Origin of the sequence: Rhodopseudomonas sp. BR0G17 (genome assembly GCF_010907025.1) — a bacterium.
In the GTDB taxonomy this organism is placed as follows: domain Bacteria; phylum Pseudomonadota; class Alphaproteobacteria; order Rhizobiales; family Xanthobacteraceae; genus Rhodopseudomonas; species Rhodopseudomonas palustris_H.
The window spans coordinates 142,344-169,069 of the sequence record NZ_QUML01000004.1; the positions used below are offsets into that span (position 1 = coordinate 142,344).

Annotated in this window: 27 protein-coding genes; 14 read left to right on the forward strand and 13 right to left on the reverse strand. The window is 67.1% G+C overall.

Annotated elements, in window-relative coordinates; translation table 11 throughout:
- Positions 1–108: 108 nt before the first annotated feature.
- The 3 genes from DY467_RS05455 to DY467_RS05465 are packed head-to-tail and all read right to left on the reverse strand — an operon-like array spanning position 109 to position 1,951.
- Entirely contained in the window at positions 109–411 is a 303-nt protein-coding gene (locus DY467_RS05455) for a winged helix-turn-helix domain-containing protein (RefSeq protein WP_164634446.1), read from the reverse strand.
- 2 nt (positions 412–413) lie between these two features.
- The gene (locus DY467_RS05460; RefSeq protein ID WP_164634448.1) at positions 414–965 is read right to left on the reverse strand and encodes a hypothetical protein; all 552 of its coding nucleotides are present in this window, start codon (positions 963–965) and stop codon (positions 414–416) included.
- A complete protein-coding gene (locus tag DY467_RS05465) occupies positions 962–1,951 on the reverse strand; it encodes an alpha/beta hydrolase (protein ID WP_164634450.1) in 990 nt (329 codons plus the stop codon). The genes DY467_RS05460 and DY467_RS05465 overlap by 4 nt, the downstream gene beginning before the upstream one ends.
- Before the next feature lie 117 nt (positions 1,952–2,068).
- Between DY467_RS05465 and xseA the strand changes: the two genes are divergently transcribed.
- Together xseA and DY467_RS05475 are read left to right on the forward strand one after the other, a co-directional pair.
- Complete coding sequence (gene xseA / locus DY467_RS05470; protein WP_164634453.1) at positions 2,069–3,682, forward strand: exodeoxyribonuclease VII large subunit; 1,614 nt, start codon at positions 2,069–2,071, stop codon at positions 3,680–3,682.
- Positions 3,683–3,826: 144 nt separating this feature from the next.
- Positions 3,827–4,054 carry a DUF2093 domain-containing protein gene (locus DY467_RS05475; protein ID WP_107343313.1) on the forward strand — a complete coding sequence of 76 codons (228 nt, stop codon included), beginning with the start codon at positions 3,827–3,829 and terminating at the stop codon, positions 4,052–4,054.
- Between the two features lie 9 nt (positions 4,055–4,063).
- On the opposite strand, the gene lpxK is transcribed toward DY467_RS05475, so the two are convergent.
- The 5 genes from lpxK to DY467_RS05500 form a co-directional block, all read right to left on the reverse strand.
- On the reverse strand, positions 4,064–5,086 hold the full coding sequence (gene lpxK / locus DY467_RS05480) for a tetraacyldisaccharide 4'-kinase (protein ID WP_164634455.1): 1,023 nt from the start codon (positions 5,084–5,086) through the stop codon (positions 4,064–4,066).
- A complete protein-coding gene (locus DY467_RS05485) occupies positions 5,079–6,383 on the reverse strand; it encodes a 3-deoxy-D-manno-octulosonic acid transferase (protein WP_164634457.1) in 1,305 nt (434 codons plus the stop codon). The genes lpxK and DY467_RS05485 overlap by 8 nt, the downstream gene beginning before the upstream one ends.
- A gap of 69 nt (positions 6,384–6,452) precedes the next feature.
- On the reverse strand, positions 6,453–6,701 hold the full coding sequence (locus DY467_RS05490) for a DUF4170 domain-containing protein (RefSeq protein WP_107343310.1): 249 nt from the start codon (positions 6,699–6,701) through the stop codon (positions 6,453–6,455).
- A gap of 37 nt (positions 6,702–6,738) precedes the next feature.
- The gene (locus tag DY467_RS05495) at positions 6,739–7,554 is read right to left on the reverse strand and encodes a 3'(2'),5'-bisphosphate nucleotidase CysQ (RefSeq protein ID WP_164634459.1); all 816 of its coding nucleotides are present in this window, start codon (positions 7,552–7,554) and stop codon (positions 6,739–6,741) included.
- Positions 7,541–8,938: a TldD/PmbA family protein gene (locus DY467_RS05500; RefSeq protein ID WP_164634461.1), complete on the reverse strand. Its 1,398-nt coding sequence runs from the start codon at positions 8,936–8,938 to the stop codon at positions 7,541–7,543. The genes DY467_RS05495 and DY467_RS05500 overlap by 14 nt, the downstream gene beginning before the upstream one ends.
- 298 nt (positions 8,939–9,236) lie before the next feature.
- Here DY467_RS05500 and DY467_RS05505 point away from each other — a divergent pair, with 298 nt between their 5' ends.
- Positions 9,237–9,761: a DUF6101 family protein gene (locus DY467_RS05505; protein ID WP_107343307.1), complete on the forward strand. Its 525-nt coding sequence runs from the start codon at positions 9,237–9,239 to the stop codon at positions 9,759–9,761.
- 36 nt (positions 9,762–9,797) lie between these two features.
- On the opposite strand, the gene ubiA is transcribed toward DY467_RS05505, so the two are convergent.
- Together ubiA and DY467_RS05515 are read right to left on the reverse strand one after the other, a co-directional pair.
- Complete coding sequence (gene ubiA / locus DY467_RS05510) at positions 9,798–10,748, reverse strand: 4-hydroxybenzoate octaprenyltransferase (protein WP_107343306.1); 951 nt, start codon at positions 10,746–10,748, stop codon at positions 9,798–9,800.
- A complete protein-coding gene (locus DY467_RS05515; RefSeq protein ID WP_164634463.1) occupies positions 10,745–11,461 on the reverse strand; it encodes a hypothetical protein in 717 nt (238 codons plus the stop codon). Before DY467_RS05515 ends, ubiA begins: the two co-directional genes overlap by 4 nt.
- 191 nt (positions 11,462–11,652) lie before the next feature.
- On the opposite strand from DY467_RS05515, the gene DY467_RS05520 reads away from it, so the two are divergent.
- The 6 genes from DY467_RS05520 to DY467_RS05545 all read left to right on the forward strand — a co-directional run bounded on the left by DY467_RS05520 (position 11,653) and on the right by DY467_RS05545 (position 17,675).
- On the forward strand, positions 11,653–12,408 hold the full coding sequence (locus DY467_RS05520) for a 16S rRNA (uracil(1498)-N(3))-methyltransferase (RefSeq protein ID WP_164634465.1): 756 nt from the start codon (positions 11,653–11,655) through the stop codon (positions 12,406–12,408).
- Positions 12,409–12,552: 144 nt separating this feature from the next.
- The gene (locus tag DY467_RS05525) at positions 12,553–13,701 is read left to right on the forward strand and encodes an ATP phosphoribosyltransferase regulatory subunit (protein WP_164634466.1); all 1,149 of its coding nucleotides are present in this window, start codon (positions 12,553–12,555) and stop codon (positions 13,699–13,701) included.
- Complete coding sequence (gene hisG, locus DY467_RS05530) at positions 13,698–14,675, forward strand: ATP phosphoribosyltransferase (RefSeq protein ID WP_164634468.1); 978 nt, start codon at positions 13,698–13,700, stop codon at positions 14,673–14,675. Before DY467_RS05525 ends, hisG begins: the two co-directional genes overlap by 4 nt.
- A gap of 92 nt (positions 14,676–14,767) precedes the next feature.
- Positions 14,768–15,811 (forward strand): glycosyltransferase family 2 protein, encoded by a 1,044-nt coding sequence (locus DY467_RS05535; protein WP_164634470.1) that lies wholly within the window; start codon positions 14,768–14,770, stop codon positions 15,809–15,811.
- Positions 15,808–16,701, forward strand: a complete 894-nt coding sequence (locus tag DY467_RS05540) for a ChbG/HpnK family deacetylase (protein WP_164634472.1) — start codon at positions 15,808–15,810, stop codon at positions 16,699–16,701. The genes DY467_RS05535 and DY467_RS05540 overlap by 4 nt, the downstream gene beginning before the upstream one ends.
- Positions 16,702–16,817: 116 nt before the next feature.
- On the forward strand, positions 16,818–17,675 hold the full coding sequence (locus DY467_RS05545) for a DUF2076 domain-containing protein (RefSeq protein ID WP_164634474.1): 858 nt from the start codon (positions 16,818–16,820) through the stop codon (positions 17,673–17,675).
- Between the two features lie 84 nt (positions 17,676–17,759).
- On the opposite strand, the gene DY467_RS05550 is transcribed toward DY467_RS05545, so the two are convergent.
- The gene (locus tag DY467_RS05550; RefSeq protein WP_164634476.1) at positions 17,760–18,548 is read right to left on the reverse strand and encodes a L,D-transpeptidase; all 789 of its coding nucleotides are present in this window, start codon (positions 18,546–18,548) and stop codon (positions 17,760–17,762) included.
- Positions 18,549–18,848: 300 nt separating this feature from the next.
- On the opposite strand from DY467_RS05550, the gene DY467_RS05555 reads away from it, so the two are divergent.
- Complete coding sequence (locus tag DY467_RS05555) at positions 18,849–19,640, forward strand: protein phosphatase CheZ (RefSeq protein ID WP_107343297.1); 792 nt, start codon at positions 18,849–18,851, stop codon at positions 19,638–19,640.
- Positions 19,641–19,655: 15 nt separating this feature from the next.
- On the opposite strand, the gene DY467_RS05560 is transcribed toward DY467_RS05555, so the two are convergent.
- Both DY467_RS05560 and DY467_RS05565 read right to left on the reverse strand, forming a co-directional pair.
- Positions 19,656–20,864, reverse strand: a complete 1,209-nt coding sequence (locus tag DY467_RS05560) for an MFS transporter (RefSeq protein ID WP_164634478.1) — start codon at positions 20,862–20,864, stop codon at positions 19,656–19,658.
- 41 nt (positions 20,865–20,905) lie between these two features.
- Positions 20,906–21,421, reverse strand: a complete 516-nt coding sequence (locus tag DY467_RS05565; RefSeq protein WP_107343295.1) for a hypothetical protein — start codon at positions 21,419–21,421, stop codon at positions 20,906–20,908.
- Positions 21,422–21,718: 297 nt separating this feature from the next.
- Between DY467_RS05565 and groES the strand changes: the two genes are divergently transcribed.
- The 4 genes from groES (at position 21,719) to DY467_RS05585 (ending at position 26,724) form a co-directional block, all read left to right on the forward strand.
- Positions 21,719–22,015 (forward strand): co-chaperone GroES, encoded by a 297-nt coding sequence (groES, locus tag DY467_RS05570; RefSeq protein WP_011156705.1) that lies wholly within the window; start codon positions 21,719–21,721, stop codon positions 22,013–22,015.
- A 39-nt stretch (positions 22,016–22,054) separates the two neighbouring features.
- Positions 22,055–23,698 carry a chaperonin GroEL gene (gene groL / locus DY467_RS05575; RefSeq protein ID WP_107343293.1) on the forward strand — a complete coding sequence of 548 codons (1,644 nt, stop codon included), beginning with the start codon at positions 22,055–22,057 and terminating at the stop codon, positions 23,696–23,698.
- A 214-nt stretch (positions 23,699–23,912) separates the two neighbouring features.
- Positions 23,913–25,106, forward strand: coding sequence for a hypothetical protein (locus DY467_RS05580; RefSeq protein ID WP_107343292.1), 1,194 nt, complete (start codon positions 23,913–23,915; stop codon positions 25,104–25,106).
- A gap of 112 nt (positions 25,107–25,218) precedes the next feature.
- The gene (locus DY467_RS05585; RefSeq protein WP_164634480.1) at positions 25,219–26,724 is read left to right on the forward strand and encodes a phytoene desaturase family protein; all 1,506 of its coding nucleotides are present in this window, start codon (positions 25,219–25,221) and stop codon (positions 26,722–26,724) included.
- Positions 26,725–26,726 lie beyond the last annotated feature (2 nt).

Here is a 26,726-nt window from a genome sequence, read left to right on the forward strand (position 1 = left end):
GCCCGCTGCCGCAACAATGGCCGGTGCGGCTATCACAGCTTCTTCAGACCGTCGCCGGATCCGCCGGGCGGGCGCGATAGGCCCGCAGCGGCGTAATGGTCAAGATCGCTACTCCGGCGCGCTGCCGGCGATGATTTCGCGTAAGCCAGCAACATGGCGGGCGAAGGCGGCACGGCCGGCCGGGGTCGCCCTCACCGTGGTCTGCGGCTTCTTGCCGACGAACGCCTTGTCGACCGCGACATATCCGGCCCGCGCCAGCGTCTCGATATGCGCCCCGAGATTGCCGTCGGTCGCCCCGGTCAGCTTCTTCAGGCGGACGAATTCGAGTCCCTGGCGCTCCGGCAGCGCGTTCAGCGCCGCCATAATCTTCAGCCGCAGCGGCTGGTGAATGATCTCGTCGAGTTCGGCCATGATCAGTCCCGGCGCATCCACAATCCGCCAAGGATCAGCCCGCCGCCATTGACCATCGCCATCCACAGGTCGAACCAATCGCCGCTGAAGACATAGCCGATCAGCGTCAGCGCGATGATGGCGACCCCGATCACCACGAAGGCACGGCCGACCCAAAGACCGGCGATGCTGTACACCATCATGAAATAGATCGGCCAGAACACGCCGAGTTCGCGCGGGCCGAAATGGCCGAGAAAGCAGTTGAGATAGCCGAACGCGAAAAACAGCAAGAGCGCGAGCGGAATCCGGACGTCGAAGCCGACGCCGCTGCGCCGGCGCACGAACATACCGATCGCAAAGGTGCCGCAGACGCCGATAACGTTGACTGCGACCCAGAGCCAGCCGGCGGAACGCGGCCACAGATAGGAAGCGAGATAGCCGGCAAGCACCAGCGCGCCCCATTGCATCAGGATCATGCTGGTGAGATCGTAGATACGCGACCGGCGCACACGCCGAACGATCACCTCGATATCGGACAGCGCCTCGGCGGCCTGCTTGGCGTCGATACTGCTCATGAGCCGGCTCCGGCGCCAACGACCACATCGGCGATGCGCGACAACGCCGATGGATCGGCGACGATGCCCATGTGATCGACGCCCGGCAGCAGCTTGACGTTGACGCGGTCTCCCATCGTGGACTGATAGTTCTCGGGGCGCATCAGTTCATCGGCCGCGCCGACCATGACAGTGATGGGGCTCGTGGCGCCGGCGAGATCGGAGCGGAAATCGCGGCTCGGCCCGAAGCCGGTCAGCAGCCGGAACGAATAGACTGTGGTGACGTATTTCTCCGACCCCGGCGGGACCGCAAAGGCCACCACCGGAAGCTGGTCGCAGCAGGCGACGCCGAAGCCGCGCAACACATCGAGCGCGATGATGCGCGGCAGGTCGGGCGAGGCCCAGCCGCCGCTGCCGGGCCGATTGGTCGGTTCGCGGTAGCCGAGATAAGGCGCCAGCAGCACGGTCCGGGCGATGGCTCCGCCGACCGGCGAGCCCGCCATTCGCAGCGCGAAGCCGCCGCCGGACGAATGGCCGACTAGAACCAGCGGCGCGGCCGGCCGCGCCGCCTGCACCATCGCGACGAGATCGGCGAAGTCATCCCCGAGCTGGCCGCGATAGCCGATGTCGCCGCGCGTGCCCGAACCGCCGTGGCCGCGGATGTCCGGCGCAAAGGTCTCGACGCCGCGCGCGGCGAGCGCCTGCGCCAGCGCATGCACCGCAATGCTGGAGCCAGCCGAGCCATGGACCACGATCGCGACCTCTCGGCGTCCGTCCTGCTGTGGCTGGTAGCGGCGGTAGGCCAGCTCGGTGCCGTCGCGGGCCTGAAACCGCGACAGCGCCGGCATCGCGCTGCGATCGACCGCGCGGGCGCCTTTGTCGATCGAGGCCAGCGGCGCCGGCTTCGTCACCGGCACGGCGATCGCGGCGGCAAAGGCCAGCGCCACCAGACCGACCCCGCCCAGCAGGTATCCCCCGACCCGCAGTCCTGCCCGGACCACCTTCATACCGGCCTCCTCGTTCTCTTATAGAGAACTCTGTATCACAGAGTATAGCGGCCAGCAAGGTAGCCGGAACCGCAAAGACTCCCTACGTTGCCAGCTCCTCAACACACCGCGAATCGCATGGCCCGACTGCAGTCCCCCCAAACCCTCGCCAATGTCGGCGAATTCACCGTTTCCGAGCTGTCGCAGGCACTGAAGCGGACGGTCGAGGACACCTATGGGCATGTCCGGGTGCGCGGCGAGATCACCGGGTTTCGCGGCCCGCATTCGTCGGGGCATTGCTATTTCGCCCTGAAGGACGAGGGCGCCAAGATCGAGGCGGTGATCTGGAAGGGCGTGGCCGGGCGGATGCGGTTCAAGCCGCAGGAAGGCCTCGAGGTCATCGCCACCGGCAAGCTGACCACCTACCCCGGCTCGTCGAAATATCAGATCGTGATCGAGGCGCTCGAGCCCGCCGGCGTCGGCGCGCTGATGGCGCTGATGGAAGAGCGCAAGAAGAAGCTCGCCGCCGAGGGCCTGTTCGACGAGGCGCGCAAGCAGCTGCTGCCGTGGCTGCCGGAGGTGATCGGCGTCGTCACCTCGCCGACCGGCGCAGTGATCCGTGACATCCTGCACCGCCTGGAGGACCGTTTCCCGCGCCGCGTGCTGGTGTGGCCGGTGCGGGTGCAGGGCGAAGGCTCGGCCGAGCAGATTGCCGCCGCGATCCGCGGCTTCAACGAACTCAGCCCCGATGGGCCGATCCCGCAGCCGGATCTGCTGATCGTCGCGCGCGGCGGCGGTTCGCTGGAAGATCTATGGTCGTTCAACGAAGAGATCGTGGTTCGCGCCGCAGCCGACAGCATGATCCCGCTGATCTCGGCGGTCGGCCACGAGACCGACGTTACTTTGATCGATTTTGCCGCCGACAAGCGTGCGCCGACCCCGACGGCGGCTGCCGAAATGGCCGTCCCGGTGCGCGCCGAGCTGTTCGTCGAAGTCGGCGGGCTGGCCCGGCGGATGCTGTCGAGCTGGCAGCGCTGCCAGGATTTCCGCCGCAACGAACTGCGCGCCGCCGCGCGCGCCCTGCCCGGCGCCTCCGACCTGCTGGCGATCCCGCGGCAGCGGCTCGACAACGCGGCCGCCTCGCTGCCGCGCGCCCTGCGCGCCAACACCCATGCGCATCATCGGCGCTTCGCCGCTGCGGCGGCCGGCATGACCCTCAAGGTGCTGCGAGCGCAGGTGGCGCACAGCGCTCACCGGCTGGATAGCGCCGGCACGCAATTGCAGCGCTGCGCCCGCGCCACGCTGCGGCATCGCCGGGAGCGGTTCGAGGGGCTGGCGGTACGGCTGCAGGCCTCGAAGCTCGCCAATCAGCAAGCGCAGCGGATGCGGATCGCCCGCGAGCAGGAGCGGCTGCAGCGCCTCGCCGAGCGAGCCCGGCGGGCGCTGATCACCCTGCTGGAACGCCGGCAGGCGCGGGTCGACGCCACCGGCAAGCTACTCACCGCACTATCGTACCGCGGAGTTCTGGCGCGCGGGTTCGCGCTGGTGCGGGATGCCGACGGCCGCTCGGTGCACGCCGCTGCATCGGTCGCCGCGGGCGCCCGACTCAGCGTCGAATTCGCCGACGGCCGGGTCGCCGTCACCGCCGACGGCGATAGCGGATCGCCGGCCGAGGCCACCAAGCCGGCGGCAACGCCGGCCAAACCGGCCAAGCGGCCGGCAAGTCCGGCGGGCCAGGGGTCGCTGTTCTAGCCGGACGACCGCAGGCCGCGGGGGAAACGACGCCGCCATGACAGGACGGCGGTTTGCAATGCGGCGCTTCCGTTCTATCTGTCAGGTGTATCGACCCGTAGCGTTGCCTCGTTCCGCAACCAGCGGTTTTCCAGGAGATCAGCCGTGCTGAACAAATTTGGCTTCTCGGGTTCTGGCGAAGCCCAGGTGCAGTATCTCGATGGCGACTTCCGCGTGATCTCGCCCGGCACCTATGTGCGCTGCGCCGTCACCGGGGTGCAGATCCCGCTCGACGAGCTGAAGTATTGGAGCGTCGATCTCAAGGAGCCCTACGCCACGGCCGAAGCCGTGCTGAAGCGGCATTATCCGGACGCGTTTCAGCCCAAGGGTTGAGGCCGCGATTCAGCGCCGCCCGGCGAGCCTCTCGGCGCGCGCACCGTTGAGCCGGTCGAGCAGGAATAGCCGCAGCTTCGACTCGTCACCGAACGCCAGCGTCACGGCAAACGGCACGATCTCCACGCCGAGCGCCTGCTGCGCGCCGCCGATCCGCGCCAGATCTTTTTCGGTGGTGACCAAGGTCAGCCCATCGCGCTTGGCGATAGCAGCAAGTTCGGCCAGCTCCTCGGCCGCAAATGGGTGGTGATCGGGATACGCGCGCTGCTCGGCCACCTCGACGCCGCTGGCCTGAAGCGTTGCGACGAACCGCCCCGGATCGCCGATGCCGGCGAACGCCAGCACCCGCCGCCCCCGCAGCGCTTCGACCGACGCCGGCTCCGGCACCAGCCGGGCCCGCAGCACCACGCCGCCCTTGTTCGTAATCTGCTGCGCGAGGCCGTCCGCGGCGGTGCCGTCGCCGACTACGACCAGCGCATCCGTGCGCGCGATCTGCAGCGCAAGCGGCGCGCGCAGCGGCCCCGCCGGAAACACGCTGCCATTGCCGATGCCGCGATGGCTATCGACCACGATCAGCGCGGCGTCCTTGGTCAGCGCCGGATTCTGAAAGCCGTCGTCCATCAGGATCACGCTGGCGCCGAGCGCGCAGGCCAGCGCCGCGCCGTCGCTGCGGTCGCGCGCCACCACCACCGGTACCCGGCGTGCCATCATCAGCGGCTCGTCGCCGATATCGGCAGCGCTGTGCCGCGTCGGATCGACCTGGATCGGCCCGTGCAACCGCCCGCCATAGCCGCGACTGAGGACCACAGGGGTTTCACCGAATTCGCGTAGCAGCGCCACCAGCGCGAGCGTCGTCGGCGTCTTGCCGGCACCGCCCATGTGATAATTGCCGACGCACAGCACCGGCACGCCGACCGTGGTCCCGGTCTTCTGCATCCGCGCCGCGGCGATGTTGCCGTAGATCGCGGCGATCGGCAGCAGCAGGCGCGACACCAGCGAAGGAGGCCGGTGCCAGAAGCCCGGCTCACGCATTCCCGGCGCCCTGTTCGATCTGCAATTGCAGCAGGTAGGGCTCGAGCGCCGCGATGGTGCGGTCGAGCGCGCCGCCAAGGCGGTCGACCACCTTGGTGGCCGCGGTGATCGAGATCTGCCGCGCGTCGTGGTTCGACAGCAGCGACGAGATCCGCAGCACCAGCGCGTCGACGTCGGGCACGGCGAACGCGCCGCCTTCATCGTCGAGCGCGCGATAGACTTCGGTGAAATTTGAGACGTGCGGGCCATGCACGATCGCGGCGCCCAGCTTGACCGCCTCGATCGGATTCTGGCCGCCGTGCTCGATCAGCGAGCCGCCCATGAACACGATCGGCGCCAGCCGATAGAACAGCCCGAGTTCGCCCATGGTGTCGGCGACGTAGATCGCGGTCGCGGCCATCGGCTGCTGCTCGCGCGAGCGCAGCGCCACCGGCAGCCCTGCGGCCTCGACCAGGCCGGCGACCTGCTCGCCACGATGCGGATGCCGCGGCACGATCACCGTCAGCAGCGTCGGGAAACTCGCCGACAGCCGGCGATGCGCTTCCACCAGCAATTCTTCCTCGCCCGGATGAGTCGAGGCGGCGACGATCACCGGGCGGCCGCGGGTGACCGCGAGCAACCGCTCCAGCCGGCCCGGATCGGCCGGTGGCGGCGCCACGTCCATCTTCAGGTTGCCGGTGGTGATCACGCTTGGGCTGCCGAGCGCGCTGAACCGTTCGGCATCGACCCGCGACTGCGCCAGACAAATATCGAACCGGCCGAGCAGCGCGCCGATGGTTGCGGACGCGCGCTGCCAGCGCGGGAACGAGCGCTGCGACATCCGGCCGTTGATCAGCACCATCGGCACCCGCCGCGCCGAGGCAGCGAGGATCAGGTTCGGCCACAGATCGGATTCGATGAACAGCGCCAGACTCGGACGCCAGTGATCGAGGAAGCGATCCACGAAGCGCGGCGCATCGTACGGAATGAACTGGTGAATGATGTCCGGCGGAAACCGGCTGGCCACCACCTGAGCCGACGTCAACGTGCCGGAGGTGAGCAGGATGCGCAGGTTGAGGGCGCGCAGCCGTTCGATCAGTCCGGCCGCAGCCAACACCTCGCCGACGCTGGCGCCGTGGATCCACACCACCGGCCCGCGCGGCCGTGCATCATTGCTGAGACCGCGACGCTCGCCGACCCGCGACGGATCTTCCTTGCCCTGCTTCAGCCGCCGGCCGATCCACAGCGACGCCAGCGGCGCCGCGGCAGCGGTCAGCTTGCGATAGACGCGGAGCGTCATCGGCACCGGATCAACCATCAACGGCCCCGTCTGTCACCGCGAAGGTGACGCGCATCATCGCCGAGCAGCATCGTCAGTCCCGCGCGATCAGTGCTGCGCGGACCGGGCTTCTTTTTCTGGATCGAGCAAGCGATGCAGATGAACGATGAAGTACCGCATATGCGCATTATCGACCGTCTGATGCGCTCGGGCCTTCCATGCCGCATAGGCCGTTGCGTAGTTCGGGTACACCCCGACGACGTCGACCTTGTCGAGATCGCGAAACGTCACGTTCTCGAGGTCCGTCAATTCTCCCCCGATTACGAGGTGGAGCAATTGCTGCGCATTGTCCGACATCAAACTTCCTCATTGCGGCGAACAGGCATGCGCGCGCTCAGCCTCGCGGAGAAACGCGAAAATGCTCGACGATGTGAGCATGACGTTCGCGCCCCGCAGCCACCAGCACGCCATGCGTGACCTCGGGACGGTTGTAGACGATGGTCTCGCCCGCGAGAGTTGTCATTGTACCATCCGCTTCGTGCACGATCAAATCGGCCGCGGCAAGGTCCCAATCGCGGCTCTGCCCTCCGGCGAACGCAACGTCGACCTGACGATCAGCAACGCGGCACAGCCGCAGCGCCAGCGAGCCGATCCGCGGCAGGATATGCGCGGTCGACGGCAGCGCCAGCCGTTCGATCAGCGGCTTCGGCCCCGCGACCTTGGCGCCTTCCAGCGTGGTGCCGACGCTGGCGTGCAGCGAAGCGCCGTTGAGCGACGCACCCGCGCCACGCGTGGCAAAGAAGAACTCACCAGATACCGGCGCGAACACCGCGGCCAGCATCGGCTTGGCGTTCGCGATCAGCGCAACCGAAACGCACCAATCCTCCCGGCCGGCCAGATAGGCGCGGGTGCCGTCGATCGGATCGACGATCCACACCCAATCCTTGTCGAGCCGTGTGAGATCGTCGGCGCTTTCCTCGGACAACCAGCCGTAGTGCGGCGTGGCGTCCTGCAGCCGCTGTCGAATCAGCTCGTCGACGGCGATATCGGCTTCCGACACCGGCGAGGACGCGCCCTTGGTCCAGGTCCGCAGCTCGGTGCGGAACATCGACAGCGCTAGAGCACCGGCCTCGCGCACGGTGTCGGCGAGCAGCGCTGCGTCGCTTTCAGATGTTTCGATGTGTCGCGTATCTGGATTAGCGTCCGGCAATCGTCAGCCCCTCGATCCGCAGCGTCGGCGCGTTGACGCCGTAGCGGAAGGTCAGGTCGCTGGCCGGCGTCAACGTCTTGTACATGTCGATCAGGTGTCCGGCGATGGTGACCTCGCTGACCGCGTAGGTGCGCTGGCCATTTTCGATCCAGAACCCGGCGGCGCCGCGGCTGTAGTCGCCGGTGACACCGTTGACGCCGGAGCCGATCAGATCGGTGACGTAGAAGCCTTGCTTGATGTCGCCGATCAGTTCGGCCGGGCTGAGCGGCCCGGCTTCGAGATGCAGATTGTACGGTCCCGGCGACGGCGATGACGATACACCGCGATGCGCGTGGCCGGTGGTGGTGAGGCCGAGTTCGCGCGCGGTGGCGCAATCCAGCAGCCACGATGTCAGCACGCCATCGTCGACGATCGACAGCGGCTTGACCGCAACGCCTTCGGCGTCGAACGCCTGCGAGCGCAGGCCACGCTTGCGCAGCGGATCATCGACGATGCGGATGCCGTCCTTGAACAGCTTCTGGCCGAAACGATCCTTCAGGAACGAGGTCTTGCGCGCGATCGACGCGCCATTCGCGGCACCAACCAGATGGCCGACCAGCGAGCCGGCGACGCGCGGATCGAACACCACCGGCACCTTGCAGGTCTCGACCTTGCGCGGCCCGACCCGTGCAGCGGTGCGTTCACCGGCAACACGCCCGACCTCCTCCGGCGACATCAGGTCCGCGGCATGCGGCGCGGTCGTATATTCATAGTCGCGTTCCATCCCGGTGCCCTCGCCCGCGATCGCGGTCATCGAGATGCTGTGGCTGGAGCGCAGGAACGAGCCTTGGAAACCGGTCGACGTCACCAGCACCATGCCGCCGATCCCCGACGACGCCGAGGCACCGCCCGATTTGGTGATGCCGGGAACTGCGAGCCCTGCGGCCTCCGCGGCGCGGGCGCGCTGCTCCAGTTCGGCGGTCGAGGGCGTGTTCGGATCGAGCAAATCGAGCTCGGGAAAATCGCGCGCCAGCAGATCCGGATCGGCGAGGCCGACATATTTGTCGTCCGGCGCGACGCGGGCCATCGCCACCGCGCGCTCGGCCAGCTTGGTGACCGCGTCCCCGCTGATGTCGTTGGTCGAGACCACCGCCTGACGGCGACCGACGATCACCCGGAGGCCGACATCGTCACCTTCCGAACGCTCGGATTCTTGCATACGCCCGTCGCGCACTTCGACGCCGTGTGACACCCCGCGGACCGCCACCGCATCGGCCTGATCGGCGCCGGCGCGCCGCGCCGCCTCGACCAGCCGTTGTGCCAAATCGCTCAGCGCCGACTGATCGAACAAAGCGGAATCCACAGAGGAGGAAGCCGACGAACGTGCGCTTGGTGAAGAGTTCACAAATACAATTCCTAAGGCTGGAAGTAACGACGCGGGAGCAGCGGACGCGCGCTGTGTACATCACAGATGTGCCTGTTCGGCGCGGACTTCAAGCACTTTGCTCCCAGCCGGAAACAATTCATTGCCGGCGCCGGTGCAAGATTGCGTCAATCATGCTGGCCAAGGTTCTGTCAATCATGAGCGGCGAAGCAGCCGGGGTCAGTTTCGATTAACCAGCCTTATTAAGCGAATTCGGACCGGGCTCTGGCAAGCTCTCACCATCGACCGGGAACATAATTCCGGCGGGGAGATCAAAGCCGTGAGGCGTCAAACAGCAACAGGCGGGGCTAACCTCGCCGGGTCGAGCCGCGACTTGCGGCTCGACCCTCTCTCACTGCCGATCCGCTTCGACGCGCACGATGTGCGGGCCGACGGCGGCATCCGGCAAATCGAACTACACCGCGAGCGGGTCGTGCTACGCCGCGCCGTCGCCGGCATGCGAATGGCGGTGAACGTCAGCGTCAGCGACTTCCGCGGCATCGGCTGCCGAGGTCTCGACGACGGCCGCATGCTGATGCTGGTGCACCGCGATCCGTCGCTGTCGATCCCGCTCGGGATCAGCGACGATCCCGAGGAGATCGAACGCATGTGGGCGCTCTGGAGTGAAATCTTCGGACTGCCGCAGCTGCCCGAAGACAAGCAGCGCGAACCCGCGCAGCGCCGCCGCCGTCATCACGTGATCAGCAAGCGTCGTCCGCGCTTCCTGATGCGCCGACGGGTCGGCCGCCTGCTCGACGCGCCGAAGTGCTTCGGCGGCGAACGCGAGATCATCGCGCGCAACTAATCGGAAATCGGATGAGAGCGCCGGGCTTGCCCGGCCTCACGCCATCGTGCGCGAGACGGCGTCGGCCACCAGGCCGCCGAACAGCAGCAAGCCGGCGTCGCGGTTCGACTTGAACAGCTTCAGGCACAGCGGGCTGTCGTGAATATCGACCCGCACGATCTGCTGCACCAGATGCGCCGCGAACGCGGCAAGGCCGATCCAGGCGAACCAGCCGGCATCGGCAAGCTTCAGCGCCACGCCGATCAGGCTCACCGCCAGACCGAACAGCAGCACAAGTGCCAGCTTGGTGTTCTCACCGAACAGCAGCGCGGTCGACTTGATACCAACCATCAGATCGTCTTCGGCGTCCTGATGCGCATAGATAGTGTCGTAGCCGATCACCCAAGAGATCGAGCCGGCGTACAGCGCGAACGCGACCAGATCGAGCCGCTCGAACGTGCCGGCAAAGCCCATCAGCGCGCCCCATGAGAACGCGAGGCCGAGCACGAATTGCGGCCAGTAGGTGATCCGCTTCATGAACGGATAGGCCGCAACGATGATCAGCGACGCGATGCCGGTGAGAATCGCGAAACTGTTGAATTGCAGCAGCACGACGAGGCCGATCAGGCACAGCAGCACCATGAACACGGCGGCCTGCTTGGCGGTGACCTGCCCGGCCGGGATCGGCCGCGACCGGGTACGTTCGACCTTGTCGTCGAGATCGCGGTCGGTGATGTCGTTCCAGGTGCAGCCGGCGCCGCGCATCACGAACGAGCCGATGAAGAACAACGCGCAGAACAGCGGCAGGCGGCTGAGGTCGTGGGCCATGCCGGCGGCGAGCGCCGCCGACCACAGGCACGGCATCAGCAGCAGCCAGGAACCGATCGGGCGATCGAACCGCGCCAGCCTCAGATAAGGCCGCGTCCACAGCGGCGCATGGTTGTCGACCCAGTTGCCCGTGGAGTCGGCGACCCGCCCGGCCGCGCCGCTGGCCGGAATTCCGCTCATCGCGCCAGCACGTTGCCGTTGAGGGTATCGAAGGTGGTGCCGCCGAACTTCTTGGCAGAGGTGTTGGCCTCAGGCGTGGCGCTGGAGGAACCGAGCACGTCGGCGAAGCTCGGACCCGCCGGCCCGCGCTGCTGCTGCTCGGCGATGCTGCAGACCTGCTTCTGCATCTGCTCGGTGCGCTTGTGGCCGGTCTTGAGCTGTTCGGCAATGTCGTCCGGGATGCCGCAGCGCTTTGAATTGCTGACGACGTATTTGATCATCGCCGTTTCGGAGCTGGAGAACGCGCCGATCAGCTTGCAGGCCTCGGAGGCCGGCGCCTTGCGCTTGCCGGCGGCTTGAATCGCCTGACCGCGTTTCTCGGCTTCTTTCCGCAGCTTGAGGAAGTCGTTCATGCAGGCTTCGCCGCCGGCCTGCTGCCCCATCGGCGCGGCGCCGGGAGGCGGACCGAACGCCCCGCCGCCACCGGCGATCGGACCTGCGCCCGCGGCCGGGAACGATCCGCCGGAGCTGTTCACCGGCGGAAACACCGAGCTGTTGCTCGATGCAGCCGACGAGGACGACGACTGGTTCGGCAGCGGCGCAGGAAAGGCCGAGGAAGAAGAAGAAGACTGGTTCGGCAACGGCGCCGGGAACGCGCCCTGGGCCAGCGCCGGGACGGCTTGAACGGCAAATGCGGCGGCTAACGCCGGTACGATCAAACGTCGGATGATCAAGGCTGCTCCTCCGGCAAGGTTCGATGGTCCCCGTTGGCCCGATGACGCGTCGAAAAACGACGTTGGGGCCTTTTACGATTCCGGATCGCCCTTAACAACCCGCCGATTGGGGCGGCAGCGCGGCGCTTCGCCCCACAGGCGGCTGATATTCTTGAAAAATTGGGTTAGAAGCGGCGCGTGAGACCCAGCCGATGAGCCGATACGACTTCCGCAGCCCCCGCCTTTTCGTCGATGCCGCCCTCGCGCCCGGTGCGCAGGTGCCGCTCGAGCGCGACCAGAGCAATTATCTCGGCAATGTGCTGCGGCTCGGTGCCGGCGCCGCCGTGCTGGCCTTCAACGGCCGAGACGGCGAGTGGCGCGCCACCATCGCGGGCCGCAAGCGGCCGGAAGCGCTGGAGGTGGCGGAGCAGACCCGGCCGCAGGACCGCCTGCCCGATGTCGCCTATGTGTTCGCCCCGCTGAAGCACGCCAGGCTCGACTATATGGCTCAAAAGGCTGTGGAAATGGGCGCCGGCCGGCTGCAGCCCGTGCTCACCCAGCACACCCAGGTGCACCGCCTGAACACCGACCGGATGCGCGCCAACGTGATCGAGGCCGCCGAGCAATGCGGTATCCTGAGCCTGGCGGAGGTCAACGAACCGATCGGGCTCGACCGGTTCCTGGCCGGCCGGGCGAACGGCGAACGGCTGCTGGTGTTCTGCGACGAGGACGCCGAAATCGCCGATCCGGTCGCCGCGCTTCAGGGCGCGCGGGATGCGGCGGCGAAGGGCGTCGACTTGCTGGTCGGGCCAGAGGGCGGGTTTTCCACCGAAGAGCGCGCCCTGCTGCTGAAACAGCCCAACATCCTGCGGCTGGCGCTCGGCCCGCGGATCATGCGGGCGGATACGGCAGCGGTGGCAGCGCTGACGCTGGTTCAGGCGGTGATGGGCGATTGGAAGGGTAATTAGGTAATATTCGACCATTGGCGCCCCCGCCTCGCCCACCGCCCGGCGGATGACGGTCGAATCTGTCATTCACCCGTGTTAAGGGCTGCGCCGACTAGCGTTTTCTGTTCCACCCCTCCCTGCCCGGGACCGCAGGACTGACCGATCATGACAAAGACCGCCGCCACTCGCGCGACCGGATCCGCCGCGTGGGCGGAGGCGCTGCTGCAATCCTTCGCGGAGGCCGGCTATGCCCAGGCCACGCCGCCGATCCTGCAGCCCGCCGAACCGTTCCTTGACCTCTCGGGCGAGGACATCCGCAAAAGCCTGTACCTGACCACCGACGCCACCGGCGAGGAACTGTGCCTGCGCCCGGACCTGACGATCCCGGTCGCGCGCGACTACCTCGCCTCCAGGGCCGCGGGCCAGCCGGAGGGGTTCTGCTATCTTGGCCCGGTGTTCCGGCAGCGTGGCGGCAAGCCGAGTGAATTCCTGCAGGCCGGGATCGAGTCGTTCGGTCGTCAGGACCGCGCCGCGGCCGATGCCGAGATGCTGGCGCTGGCGCTCGGCGCCACCACCGCGCTCGGGGTCAGCGCGGTCGAGGTCCGCACCGGCGACGTCGCGCTGTTCGCCGCGCTGATCGATGCGCTCGACCTGATGCCGGTGTGGCGTCGCCGGCTGATGAAGGATTTTCATCGCAAGGCCAGCCTGGCGCAGGACCTGGAGCGGCTGACGCTCGCGCCCTCGACCAGCAACGAATACGAAGGCGTGCTCGCCGCGCTCGCCGGCTCCGACCGCAAGGCGGCGCTGGCGCTGGTCACCGACCTGATGTCGATCGCCGGCGCCACCACGCTCGGGGGCCGCTCGGTGGCGGAGATCGCCGACCGCTTCCTTGAACAATCGACGCTGAAGAGCGGCGCGCTGCCGCGCGACGCGCTCGACAAGATCAAACGCTTCCTGGCGATCGCCGGCGCGCCGAACGATGCGCTGAAGGCGCTGCGCGCGCTCGCCGCCGACGCCAAGCTGGCGATCGACGCGGCGATCGACCAGTTCGAAGCGCGGATCGGCTTCATGGCCGGCCGCGGCATCGATCTGTCGAAGGTGCGGTTCTCAACCGCATTCGGCCGCGGCGTCGATTACTACACCGGCTTCGAATTCGAGCTGCACCATGCCGGCAATGGCGACGAGCCGCTGGTCGCCGGCGGCCGCTATGACGGGCTGATGAGCCAACTCGGCGCAGCCTCGCCGATCCCCGCGGTCGGCTTCTCGATCTGGATCGAGGCGATGAAACAGACCAGCGCCGGAGGTGCCGCATGAGCGCGCCGTTCGTTCTCGCGGTCCCGTCCAAGGGCCGCCTGCAGGAAAACGCCGAAGCGTTCTTCGCCCGCGCCGGGCTGACGCTGAGTAAACCCGGCGGCGCCCGCGACTATCGCGGCACGATCGCCGGCCTCGACAATGTCGAGGTCGCGTATCTGTCGGCGAGCGAGATCGCCGCCAACCTCGCCCGCGGCTCGGTGCATTTCGGCGTCACCGGCGAGGATCTGGTGCGCGAAAGCATCACCGATGCCGACAAGCGCGTGCTGCTGATCGACGGGCTTGGCTTCGGCTATGCCAACGTCGTGGTGGCGGTGCCGCAGGCGTGGATCGACGTCCGCACCATGGCCGATCTCGACGACGTCACCACCGGCTTCCGCGCCCAGCACAACCGGCGGATGCGGGTCGCGACCAAATACATCAATCTGACGCGCGGCTTCTTCGCCCAGCACAATGTCGTCGACTACCGGATCGTCGAGAGCGCCGGCGCCACCGAGGGGGCGCCCGCAGTCGGCACCGCCGAGATGATCGTCGACATCACCACCACCGGCGCGACGCTGGCCGCCAACGGCCTCAAGGTGCTCGACGACGGCGTGATGCTGCGCAGCCAGGCCAACCTGGTCGCCTCGCGCGAAGCCGACTGGTCGGACACTGCGCGCGAAACCGCGCGCGTGATCCTCGATCACATCGCCTCGCGGGCCCGCGCCGGCAAGTACAAGGAAGTCCGCACCCGGTTCAAAGGCTGCAACGACGCGCTGCTGACCGAAGCGCACAGCCGGTTCGGCGTGGTGTCGCCGTTCGGCGGCCCGACCTCGTCGGGAATGCTGACGCTGCACTGTCCGCCGGCGCAGATCTACGCGCTCGGCAGCTTCCTGCGGCAGCATGGCGCAGACACCGTGTCGGTGGCGGCGCTGGACTACGTGTTCGACAAGGAAAACCCGCTGTTCAGCAAGCTTGCGGCGTTCCTGCCGCAATAACGCCGAGCAGACCGGCGCCGGTGGCGCCGGCGGGTGGAACCACCATATAGTCACGAGACAAACAAGGCCGCGTGCAAGCCGGAAGTCGATCGATGATGCTTGGGAGTGACGTCTCGGGTCTGTCCACCGAAGCGGGTAGCGCCGCGGCGCTGGGCCTGTCCATCGTGGTGCCGGCCTTCAACGAAGCCGGCGGCCTGCAGGCGCTGCACGGCCGGCTGATCACGCTGGCCGCAACGCTGCGCCAGCGCTACGGCCTCGCCTGCGAAGTGGTGTATGTCGACGATGGCAGCTCGGACGCGACGCTGAGCATCGCCCGCAATCTGCCGGCCACCATGCTCGACGTGCAGGTGGTGTCGCTGTCGCGCAATTTCGGCAAGGAAGCCGCGCTGATGGCGGGGCTCGACCACGCCAGCCGCGGCGCCGTGCTTTTCATGGACGGCGACGGCCAGCACGCCCCGGAACTGGTCGAGACATTGGTGGGGCATTGGATCGAAGACGGCTTCGACGTCGTCTATACGGCCAAGGCGCATCGCGACAACGAGCCGGCGCTGCGCCGCACCGCGGTGCGCGGGTTTTATGCGCTGATCAATTGGGGCGCACGGCAGAAGATCCCGGAAGACGCCGGCGACTTCCGCCTGCTGTCGCCGCGGGCCGCGCAGGCGCTGCGGCAGCTTCCCGAGCGCAACCGCTTCTTCAAGGGCCTCGCGAGCTGGATCGGCTTCCGCCAGAAGCGGGTCGATTACGAGCCGGAGCCACGCTCGCACGGCTTTACGACGTTCTCGACCGCGCGGCTGATCGGATTGTCGATCGAAGGACTGACGTCGTTCTCGGTGGCGCCGCTGCGGATCGCCAGCCTGCTCGGCGTGGTGCTGGCGATCAGCGCGTTCCTGTTCGGTCTGTCGATCCTGTGGGAGACCTGGATCGACGGCAAGTCGGTGCCCGGCTATCCGTCGATCATCGTCGGGATGATGACGATCGGCGGCGTGCAGCTGCTGATGATCGGCATCGTCGGCGAATACATCGGCAAGATCCTGTCGGAGATGAAGGCGCGGCCGATCTACTTCGTGGCCGAGCACAGCGTGAAGCGCGCCGACACCGATGCCGGCGATCCGGCCAAGCGGTCCGCCGCAGAATGAGCGAAGCTGGCCAGCGCCGGATCTGGCTGGTCGCCGATGATTACGGCATCAGCCCCGGGGTCAATCGTGCGATCCGCGATCTGATCGAACGCGGCCGCATCAACGCCACCTCGGTGATGATGGTCGGTCCGGCGATCGGACGCGACGATGCGGCCGAGCTGCTCAACGCCGCCGCCGCTAATCCACACGCTGCGATCGGGCTGCACGCGACCCTGACGGCGCCGTTCGCACCGCTGACGATGCACTATCATCCGCTGCATGGCGGTCAGTTTCTGCCGCTTGGGCGCAAGCTGCGCGGCACGCTGCTGCGCCGCCACGACAGCGCGGTGATCGCCACCGAACTCAGTGCCCAGATCGAAGCCTTCACCGACCGGTTCGGCCGTCCGCCGGACTACATCGACGGCCATCAGCACGTGCAGCTGTTTCCGCAGGTGCGCGACGCATTCCTCGGCGTGGTGAAGACGCTGGCGCCGCATGCCTGGGTCCGGCAATGCGGCCGCAGCGTGCCGCTGGCGCGGCGGCTCGGCAATCCCAAGCCGCTGCTGCTCGACGCGCTCAGCGCGCCGTTCCGCAGCCGCGCGGCGCGATTCGGCATCGCATTCAATTCCGGTTTCGCCGGCGCCTACGACTTCCTGCGCGAGACCGACTTCGACACGCTGATGGGCTCGTTCCTCGACGGCCTGCCCGATGGCGGCCTGGTGATGTGCCATCCGGGCGAGGTGGACGACATCCTGATCAGCCTCGATCCGTTCACCGATCAGCGCGCGCGCGAATACGCGTATCTCGGCGGGGAGCGCTTCCCGGAACTACTTGCAAAACACAATGTCAGCCTCGCTGCGATGCCGCCCCAGGCGCCGGGTCAGGCCGTTTTGTCGCATACAGAAATTTAATCCAGGGCCGGACTTACGGCCGCCTCAAGGTTCCTTAGATTTGACGACACCCGCGCCTGCGATCGCCGCCGGCGAGCGCCGCGGCGCAGGTTCGAGCGATGCTCAGGGAGATCATCATGACGCCGCAGGAACGCCAGCTTGTCGACGATCTGTTCGAACGGCTCGCCCGCCTGGAAGCCACCCCACGCGACCCGGACGCCGCCGCTGCGATTTCGCAAGGGCTGCGGATCGCGCCGAACGCGATTTACGGGCTGGTGCAGACCGTGCTGGTCCAGGACGAAGCGCTGAAGCGGGCGCACGAACGCATCCAGGAACTGGAGTCCGATCACGGCCCGCAGTCGCAGGAGCGCGGCGGCTTTCTCGATTCGATGCGCGACGCGATTTTCGGCCAAGGCCAAGCGCCGCAACGCGGCTCGGTGCCGAACGTCCCGCCGCCCGGCGCGGGTAGCCGTCCGGCCTGGAACACCGGGCAGGTGCTCGGCCAGCAATCCGCCGCACCGCCTTACGGACAGCCCCAGCAGGCACCCTATGGTCAGCCGCAGGGCCAGTATGGCGGCCCGTTCGGCGGCCAGGGCGCCTCGCCGTTCGGCGGCGGCGGTGGCGGCGGCGGCTCGTTCCTCGGCACCGCAGCGGCGGCCGCAGCAGGCGTGGTCGGTGGCTCGCTGCTGCTCTCCAGCATCCGCGGCATGATGGGCGGCGGCTCGCACCAGAGCCTCGCCGACCAGGGCGGCCTTGGCAACGGCCTGCAGAGCCCATGGGGCGGCAGCGACTCCTCGGGCGGCAACCTCGCGCAGCAGGCCGGGCTTGGTGACATCGGCTCACAGCGCGGCGGCGTCGACGACAGCTCGCGCTACGGCATGACGGATCAGAACAACAACGATTACGACCAGGTCGCCGACGCCGGCTACGACCGCGACGACATGGATATGGACTCCGACGATTTCGACGGCGGCGGCGACAGCGACTTCGCTTAAAGCTCTCCAGCACCCGCCGACGTGTAACGGCCGCCCACTAGGGCGGCCGTTGTCGTGAGCAGGCTCAGTCTTTGCGTCGACCGATCAGATCACCACCACCTTGGTGCCGACGCCGACGCGGCCATACAGATCGATGACGTCCTCGTTGCGCATGCGGATGCAGCCGGAGGAGACGTTGGTGCCGATCGTCCACGGCTCGTTGGAGCCATGGATGCGGTACAGGGAGGAGCCGAGATACATTGCCCGCGCGCCGAGCGGATTGGCCGGCCCGCCTTCCATGTGACGCGGCAGATCGGGACGGCGCGCCAGCATTTCCTTCGGCGGTGTCCACGCCGGCCATTCGCGCTTGGCGGTGATCGTCTTCACACCCGACCAGGTGAATCCGGGACGGCCGACGCCGACGCCGTAGCGCAGCGCCTTGCCATCGCCCTGCACCAGGTAGAGGAACTTGTTCGGGGTATCGATCACGATCGTGCCGGCTTTTTCGCCGCCATGGTAATCAACAAGTTGCTTTTCGTAGCGCGGATCGAACTCGGGATGGGCCGGCTCGATCGCCGCTTCCTGCTCCTGCATCAGCTGCGGAGCGGTCGGCGCGATGTACTCTCGGCGTTGTTCATAGGCCGGCTCACGCTGATAATACCGCGAGGACGGCGGCGGAGCGCCATCGCTGAACAGGAATTCGATGAAGCCACCGCCGAGATTCGGGCGGTCGGCATAGGCGGTGCGCACCCGCGCCGGAGGGGCGGGCTGCGGCTCGGCATAGACCACCGTCGGCTCCGGGCTCGATGAAAATTCGTAAGCGACGGCGGGATGATAGCCAGCGGCGAGACAGGACACGCTGGTCAGCAACGCGAGGGTAGTTTTGTTGAACATCGACGTACTCTGCACCGTTTCGTCGTGGACTCGCCGAAATTTGCGGCGGTGAACGCAACGGATCAGAAACCAAAACCGGATCGGTTTGGTAAACGCGGGCGGCAAACGGATTCACCATGACGCTCTGGAACGCCCATTCCTGAGATCAGCGTTTATTTTCGATGAATGCCGCTGCGCCATGGTTAACAGTGCGTTCGCTCGTCCTATTACTTAGCGAAAATGCAGGTTCCGATCCGCAACGCACCGTTAAACAGATGCCGCTACGACAAGCCGGTGCCTTGAACTGGGATCAACCGACCGATGTCCTTCCAACGCAAGCGTTTCCGCATTGAAGAACTTACGCTCGGCGCAGCGCCGATGCTCGCACCGATCGAATTCGAAGCGGGTCCGACTAATCGCGACCTGATGGCGGAGCTACGCGCGATCCGAGCCCAGATCGTCAACGGCGTCCATCCTGCGCCCGCCACCGGCGAGTCAGGTACCAACAAAGAAATCGACGCTTCGCTCGCGGCGGAAGCCGCCGAGACCAAAGCGCTGCTGGCGAGCTACAAGGCTCAGGTCGAGCAGTGCGAGAAGCTGAAGATCGAACTCGATCTGATCCACAACGCGATCGATCAGACCAAGCGCGAAATCGCCGTGCTGCACTCCAAGAGCTTCAGCGGCGAGGAGATGGCCAAGGTCAACGGCGAGCTCGGCGCGGTCGTCGGCGGCACCGAGGAAGCCACGCAGCAGATCCTCGAAGCTGCGGAAGCGATCGATCAGGCCGCCACCGCGCTCGGCAAGGTCAACTCGGCCGATCAGCAGCAGGCGCTCAGCGAAGAAATCCAGGAGCGGGTGATCTCGATCTTCGAGGCCTGCAACTTCCAGGACCTCACCGGCCAGCGCATCAGCAAGGTGATGAACACGATGAAGTTCATCGAGCATCACATCGTGCAGATGATGGAGATCTGGGGCGGCGTCGACGAGATCAAGTCACACGCGCCTGCGGTGGTCGACAACCGCGACGACGACGCCAAGCTGCTCAACGGCCCGCGCGCGCTCGGCGAAGACGGCCACGCCTCGCAGGACGACATCGACGCGATGTTCAACTGATCGCCGGCTGCCGCCTCAGCACCGCTCGGCGGCGCGTGGCGGCTGCAGCGCCAGGAAACATCCCAGCGTCGCCAGGGCGCACACCATCCCGACCTCGATCACGGTGGCGTCGGAAAACCGCTCCACCGCCGCCGCTACGATGAACGGCGCCGACGCCTGCACGAACAGCGCAGGCCGCGCGATCCGGCCGATCACCCGGCCATAGCCCTGCGCTCCGAACATCAACAGCGGCAGGCTGCCCCGCGCGATCGTCATCACGCCATTGGCGGCGCCGAACGCCACGCAGAACACGCCGGCGACCAGCACCGACGGGCCGGCAAACGCCAGCATCGCGAACGAACAGGCCATCAGCGTCACCGCCCCGCGCGCGATCCAGAGTGGATGCGTCCGGCCGGCGAGCAGGAAGTCCGCCAGCCGGGCCGCGACCTGCGACGGGCCGAACAGCGCGCCGAGCGTCACCACGGTGCCGGCGTCGAGGCCGCCGCGCTGCAACATCGCCAGCAGATTCGACGTCACCCCGGACAGCATCAAGGCGTAGATCGCGAAGGCGGTCGCGATCAGTACGAACGGGCGCCCCTCCGGGCGCAGCGGCTCCGCCGGCATCAGATGCGGGTTCGGGCTCGGCGCAACGACCGACGGCGCCGCCTTGCGCGGCAGCACCAAGCCATGCAGCGGCGCGACCACGCAGGCCAGCACCGCCGCGAAGGCGAAATAGGTGCCGCGCCAGCCGACTGCGTCGAGCAGCAGATGGGTCGCCGGCCAGCCGACGGTGGAGGCGAAGCCGCCCGCGAAGGTGACGAAGGTGATCTGCCGCCGGGCGGTGGTGCCGAACAGCCGCGCCAGCGTGGCGAACGCCGGATCGTACAGCGTCGAGGCCATCGCGACGCCGAGCAGCGCCCAGCCGACGAAATACACCGGCCACAGGTCGATGCCGGCGATCAGCACCATGCCGAGCGCGCCGACCAATGCTCCCGGCGCCATCACCACGTTGCCGCCGTGGCGGTCGATCAGACCGCCGATGACCGGCGACAGGATGCCGGAGATCACCAGGGCCAGCGAAAACCCGGACATCCCGAAGGCCAGCGACCAGCCGTGCGCCGCGGCGAGATGCGGCATGGTCAAGACCGGCGGATAGATCAGCATGCCCCAGCACAGGATCTGGGTGACCGCCAAAACGCCGACCGCGCGCTCCGGTCCGGACACCAGTCTGCGCAGTCCGCTCATCGGGTCATGGAATCAGATCGGCCCTGGATATTTGGCAGAGGTCAGGCGCGCGGGGCGCAGCGGACATAGACCATATTGCCGTAGCGGGTGGCGGCGTCCTTGTCGACGAAGCGGGTGATCATCACGCGGCCGTCGAACGACACGATCTCGCGGTCCTGCTCACCGATCGGACCGGCCGGCCCGATATAGTTCTTGCCGCTTTGCGAACCCTTCAGCCGCAGCTCCTGCGGGGTGGCCTGGTCGGCCAGATGCATGATCACGCCGCCGGTCGGACCGGCACCGATCACGTAAGGATTCTTGCACTGCGCGACCGCGGCCTTTTCGGTGCGGGCCCGGTCGGACGGATTGAGATACGACGCCAGACCCCAGCGGCCGACGATCTCTTCCGAGCGGATGGTGGCGGGCAGTTCCGGCGGCGCCGCCGGCTCCTGCACTGCAGCCGGCTGCGAACCGCCAAGGCTGAAGCCACCGATGCTGCCGCACGCGCCGAGCCCCAGCGCCATCAGCGACGCCATGCCCAGATTGAGCGACGCGCGTGCGTTGCGTGAATTGACCATGATTTCTCCCCGAGCAAACGCCCCGTTCGCCCCGACCCCACACAACCGCAAAATGCCGCAGCAGGCAATGCGGTCGCGCCGATGAACAGTGTCCCGTCCGGCGGACGGACCATCTTACACCGGCATCACCAAGCCCTTAAGCCCGTCAGCTTGACAGGAACAGCAGCAGGCCATATTTCCGGGCGCACAATTAGCACTCTTGCAGTACGACTGCCAACACGCGGACACGAATACGAGCCGCGATCACGAACCGGCACTCGAACGCCAAAGCCCCTCCAGCAACACACAGGATAGCCCATGGCTAAAATCAATTTTCGTCCTCTCCATGACCGCGTCGTCGTGAAGCGGATCGATGCCGAGACCAAGACCAAGGGCGGCATCATCATCCCGGACTCCGCCAAGGAGAAGCCGCAGGAAGGCCAGGTGATCGCCGTCGGCCCGGGCGGCCGCGACGAGACCGGCAAGCTGACCCCGATCGACGTCAAGGTCGGCGATCGCGTGCTGTTCGGCAAGTGGTCGGGCACCGAGATCAAGCTGGACGGCGAAGAACTCCTGATCATGAAGGAGTCGGACATCATGGGCGTGGTCGGCTAAGCCGCATCGCGACAGCATCGAGACATCAGGAGCGAATGAATGGCAGCCAAGGACGTCAAGTTTTCCGGTGAGGCCCGCGACCGCATGCTGCGCGGCGTGGACGTGCTCGCCAACGCCGTGAAGGTCACGCTCGGTCCGAAGGGCCGGAACGTGCTGATCGAGAAGAGCTTCGGTGCCCCGCGCATCACCAAGGACGGCGTCACCGTCGCCAAGGAAGTGGAGCTCGAGGACAAGTTCGAGAACATGGGCGCGCAGATGGTGCGCGAGGTGGCCTCGAAGACCAACGACCTCGCCGGCGACGGCACCACCACCGCCACCGTGCTGGCCCAGGCGATCGTCCGTGAAGGCGCCAAGGCCGTTGCGGCCGGCATGAACCCGATGGACCTGAAGCGCGGCATCGAGATCGCGGTCGCGGCCGTGGTCAAGGACATCCAGAAGCGCGCCAAGCCGGTCGCCTCCTCGGCTGAAATCGCCCAAGTCGGCACCATCTCGGCCAACGGCGACGCGCCGATCGGCAAGATGATCGCCCAGGCGATGCAGAAGGTCGGCAACGAGGGCGTCATCACGGTCGAAGAGAACAAGTCGCTCGAGACCGAAGTCGACATCGTCGAAGGCATGAAGTTCGACCGCGGCTATCTGTCGCCGTACTTCGTGACCAACGCCGAGAAGATGACCGTCGAACTCGACGACGCCTACATCCTGCTGCACGAGAAGAAGCTCTCGGGCCTGCAGTCGATGCTGCCGGTGCTCGAAGCGGTGGTGCAGTCGGGCAAGCCGCTGCTGATCATTGCCGAGGACGTCGAAGGCGAAGCGCTGGCGACCCTGGTGGTCAACCGCCTGCGCGGCGGCCTCAAGGTTTCGGCCGTGAAGGCGCCGGGCTTCGGTGATCGCCGCAAGGCGATGCTGGAAGACATCGCGATCCTGACCGGCGGTCAGCTGATCTCGGAAGACCTCGGCATCAAGCTCGAGACCGTGACGCTGAAGATGCTCGGCCGCGCCAAGAAGGTGGTGATCGACAAGGAGAACACCACCATCGTCGGCGGCGCCGGCAAGAAGCCGGAGATCGAAGCCCGCGTTTCGCAGATCAAGGCGCAGATCGAGGAGACCTCCTCGGACTACGACCGTGAGAAGCTGCAGGAGCGTCTGGCCAAGCTCGCGGGCGGCGTCGCGGTGATCCGCGTCGGCGGCGCGACCGAGGTCGAGGTCAAGGAGAAGAAGGACCGTGTCGAGGACGCGCTGAACGCGACCCGCGCTGCGGTTCAGGAAGGCATCGTGCCGGGCGGCGGCGTCGCCCTGCTGCGCGCCAAGAAGGCCGTCGGCCGCATCAACAATGACAATGCCGACGTTCAGGCCGGCATCAACATCGTGTTGAAGGCGCTGGAAGCTCCGATCCGCCAGATCTCCGAGAACGCCGGTGTCGAAGGCTCGATCGTGGTCGGCAAGATCCTCGAGAACAAGTCCGAGACCTTCGGTTTCGACGCCCAGAGCGAGGACTATGTCGACATGCTCGCCAAGGGCATCGTCGATCCGGCCAAGGTCGTGCGCACCGCGCTGCAGGACGCCTCGTCGGTCGCCTCGCTGCTGGTCACCACCGAAGCGATGGTCGCCGAGCTGCCGAAGGCCGACGCCCCGGCAATGCCGGCCGGCGGTGGCATGGGCGGTATGGGCGGCATGGGCTTCTAAGCCCGCGCCTGTCGCACTGAAGATCGATCACGCAAGGCCGCCTCCGGGCGGCCTTGTTTTTTGGCGCCGCCGCTCGCGCGCCTTGGTTCGGATTCAATTCGAATCGACTAGAGCATTTCCGGTTCTGACGCGTTGTGTCCCGGCGAACCGTTGTCCACTCGGCTCCCAAAAAGCTTTAGGTTCGATGCAGCCTGATTCTCGCGAGGTTCACGTGATGCGCGCATTCCTGTTCAGCCTGCTGGCGCTGCTGCCGGCGACCGATGTCGCCCTGGCTCAGAGCAAGTCCGCCACGAAATCGGCAGCGCCGCCGGCCAACGAGACGCGCTATTTCACTGCCATCGACGGCTTCATGGACGGCGCCGACGTCATCCTGAAGGAGAAGCGTCAGGGCAAGACGGTCACCTCGGCCGAGCTCGACGTCTGCTATTCGCCTTCGAAGACGTCCGACCGCCGCGACCGCTTCGTCGTCACCCTGACCCCGAACGGCCAGGCCCTGACCGGAACGACGCAGACGCTCGGCGGCAAGGCGCCGGTGTCGGTCAGCCTGCAGCAGCGGCCGAATGGCGAGACGTTCGACTTCAAAGGCGTGATCGGGATCGGAACCGCAACGCACGAAATCACCTCGACCGACAATGCCGATCTCAGCGAAAAGGAATTCCAGGAGAACCAGTCGGTCGACGACAGTATCGCGCAGGCGCCGAAGGACTTCACCGCGGTGTCGCCGGAAGCCGTCGGGGTCCGCGTCGCGCTCGAAGGCGCTTCGGATTTCCTGAAGACGCTGAAGACCGAGAATGTCGAAGTGTCGCTGTCGAGCCTCAGCATCGGCTGCGATGCGCTGCGCGCCGGCAAGCTGGTGGTCAACCTCACGGTCGATCCGGAACGCGCCGCCGCGGTGATCGCCAAGGCCAAGGCGTTCCCCGGCGTCGCGGCGGCCGGCTGGACCAACGGCATCGTCGACATGGACCGCACCATCCTGTTCCCGGCGGCGGGCTGGCGCGACGGCGGCAAGCTCAATCGCGAGAAGATCGCCAATACCGTCACCGCGATCCTGTCGCAGACGCTGGAGGCCAAGCTCGCCTCGGCGGTGTGGGATGATGCAAGCGGCAAGCTGAAGATGACCTTCAAGCGGCCGAGCGAGACCTTCCCGGCACTGCAGCTCACCGAGGTGATCACGGTCGAAGCGCTGGTCAGCGCCGACAAGCCGGGCGGCACCGACAAGCTGATGCTGTGGCTCGGCAATGCCAGCGACACCACGGTCGACGAGAATGCGCCGCCGCGGCTCGGCCTCAACGACGACGCTCCCGGCGAAGAGGAAGGCGAACCGCGCCCCGATGGCGGCGCCGTCGCAGCCCTCGCCAAAGAGCTCAAGGGCCAGCGCTGGGATTCCGAAAGCTCGACCTGGCAATAGCGCGCCGCAAGCGCCCAGGATCGGCCGTCGCCAGATCATGGAACCGCGATTTGACATGCCGCTGCAATGCGGCAATGAAGCGCTTCCCTTGGATGGCAGGATGATCGGCTGAATGACGCGCTTTGATGCAGTGGTAATCGGCGCCGGGCTCGGCGGCCTGACTGCGGGCGCGATCCTGGCCCGCGAAGGCCGCAAGGTGCTGGTGATCGAGCGCGGTAACTCGGTCGGCGGCGCGGCCTCGAGCTATAAGGTCAGCGAACTGTTCGTCGAAGGCTCGCTGCACATCACCGGCAACCCGCAGCACGTCCGCGACCCAAAACACCGCGCCTTGAGCCGCGCCGGCGTGCTCGACGCGGTGCAGTGGATTCCCGCCGGGGCGCTGTATCAGATGCGCGGCGGTGCGGTTGGCGAACCCTTCACGCTCCCGGACGAATTCGCCGCCGCGCGCGACGCGCTGAACAAGCGCTTTCCGCACGCGAGCGCCGGAATCACGCAATGGCTCGGCGAGCTCGAGCGCCTCGCCGGAACGCTCGGCGATGGCGGCCTCGACGCGGTGATGGCGCTCGCGCCGGAATATCCCGATTGGCACGCCTCGCTCGGCGACAAGCTGCAGGCGCTGTTCGGCGACGACGAAGCGGTGAAGTGCGCCGTCGCCGGCAACCTGTCTTACGTCCACGATGATCCTGCCGCGCTGTGGTGGGTGCTGTTCGCGATGGTGCAGGGCAGCTTCCTGCTCAGCGGTGCGCGCTTCATCCAGGGCGGCTCGCAACGGCTGTCGAGCGCATTGGCCCGCGCGGTGCGCAAGGCCGGCGGCGAGGTGCTGCTCCGCCGCGTCGTCTCCGGCGTAGTGATGGGCGATCACGGCGGGCCGCATCAGGTCACCCATATGGCCCGCGACGGCGGCGATCCGCAGATCGTGGAAGCCTCGACCGTGATCGGTAATGCAGCGCCTTCGACGCTGGCAAGTCTGCTTCCGGCCGACCAGGCGAAGCTGCTGACCGACAGCTACGCCGATCGGACACCGTCGCTGTCGCTGTTCGCGCTGACGCTCGGCCTGTCCAAACCGCCGCGCGAATTTGGCGTCAGCAGCTACGCCACCCAGTTGCTGCCGGACTGGATGACGACGCTGGTGTCCTATGCCGAAGCCAAGACGCTGATGGCCGACGAGCCCGGGGAGCGGATGCCGCCGCTGGCGATCGCCGACTACACCGCGATCGACTCCGGGGTGCCGTCACCGCCCTTCGTGCTGTCGGTGGTCGGACCGGATCGGGTGTCGAACTGGGATGGCCTCGATCAGGACACCTATCGGGCCAAGCGCGCCCGCTGGCAGCAGGCGCTGCTCGCCCATCTCGACCGCAGCTATCCGGGCCTCGCCGGCGCAGTAACGGCCGCGGCGTTCAACACCGCGTTTTCGGTGCAGCAATATCTCGGTGCGCCGCAGGGTGCGGTCTACGGCTTTGCTCCGCTGCTGCCGAATTCCGAAGCGCCCTATCGCACGCCGCGCACAGCCCTGCCCGGCCTGTATCTGTCGTCGGCTTACGCGGGCATCGGCGGCTACAGCGGTGTGGTGCAGGCGGCGGAAGGATGCGCCGAGCTGATCTTGCAGGATCGGAAATAGCG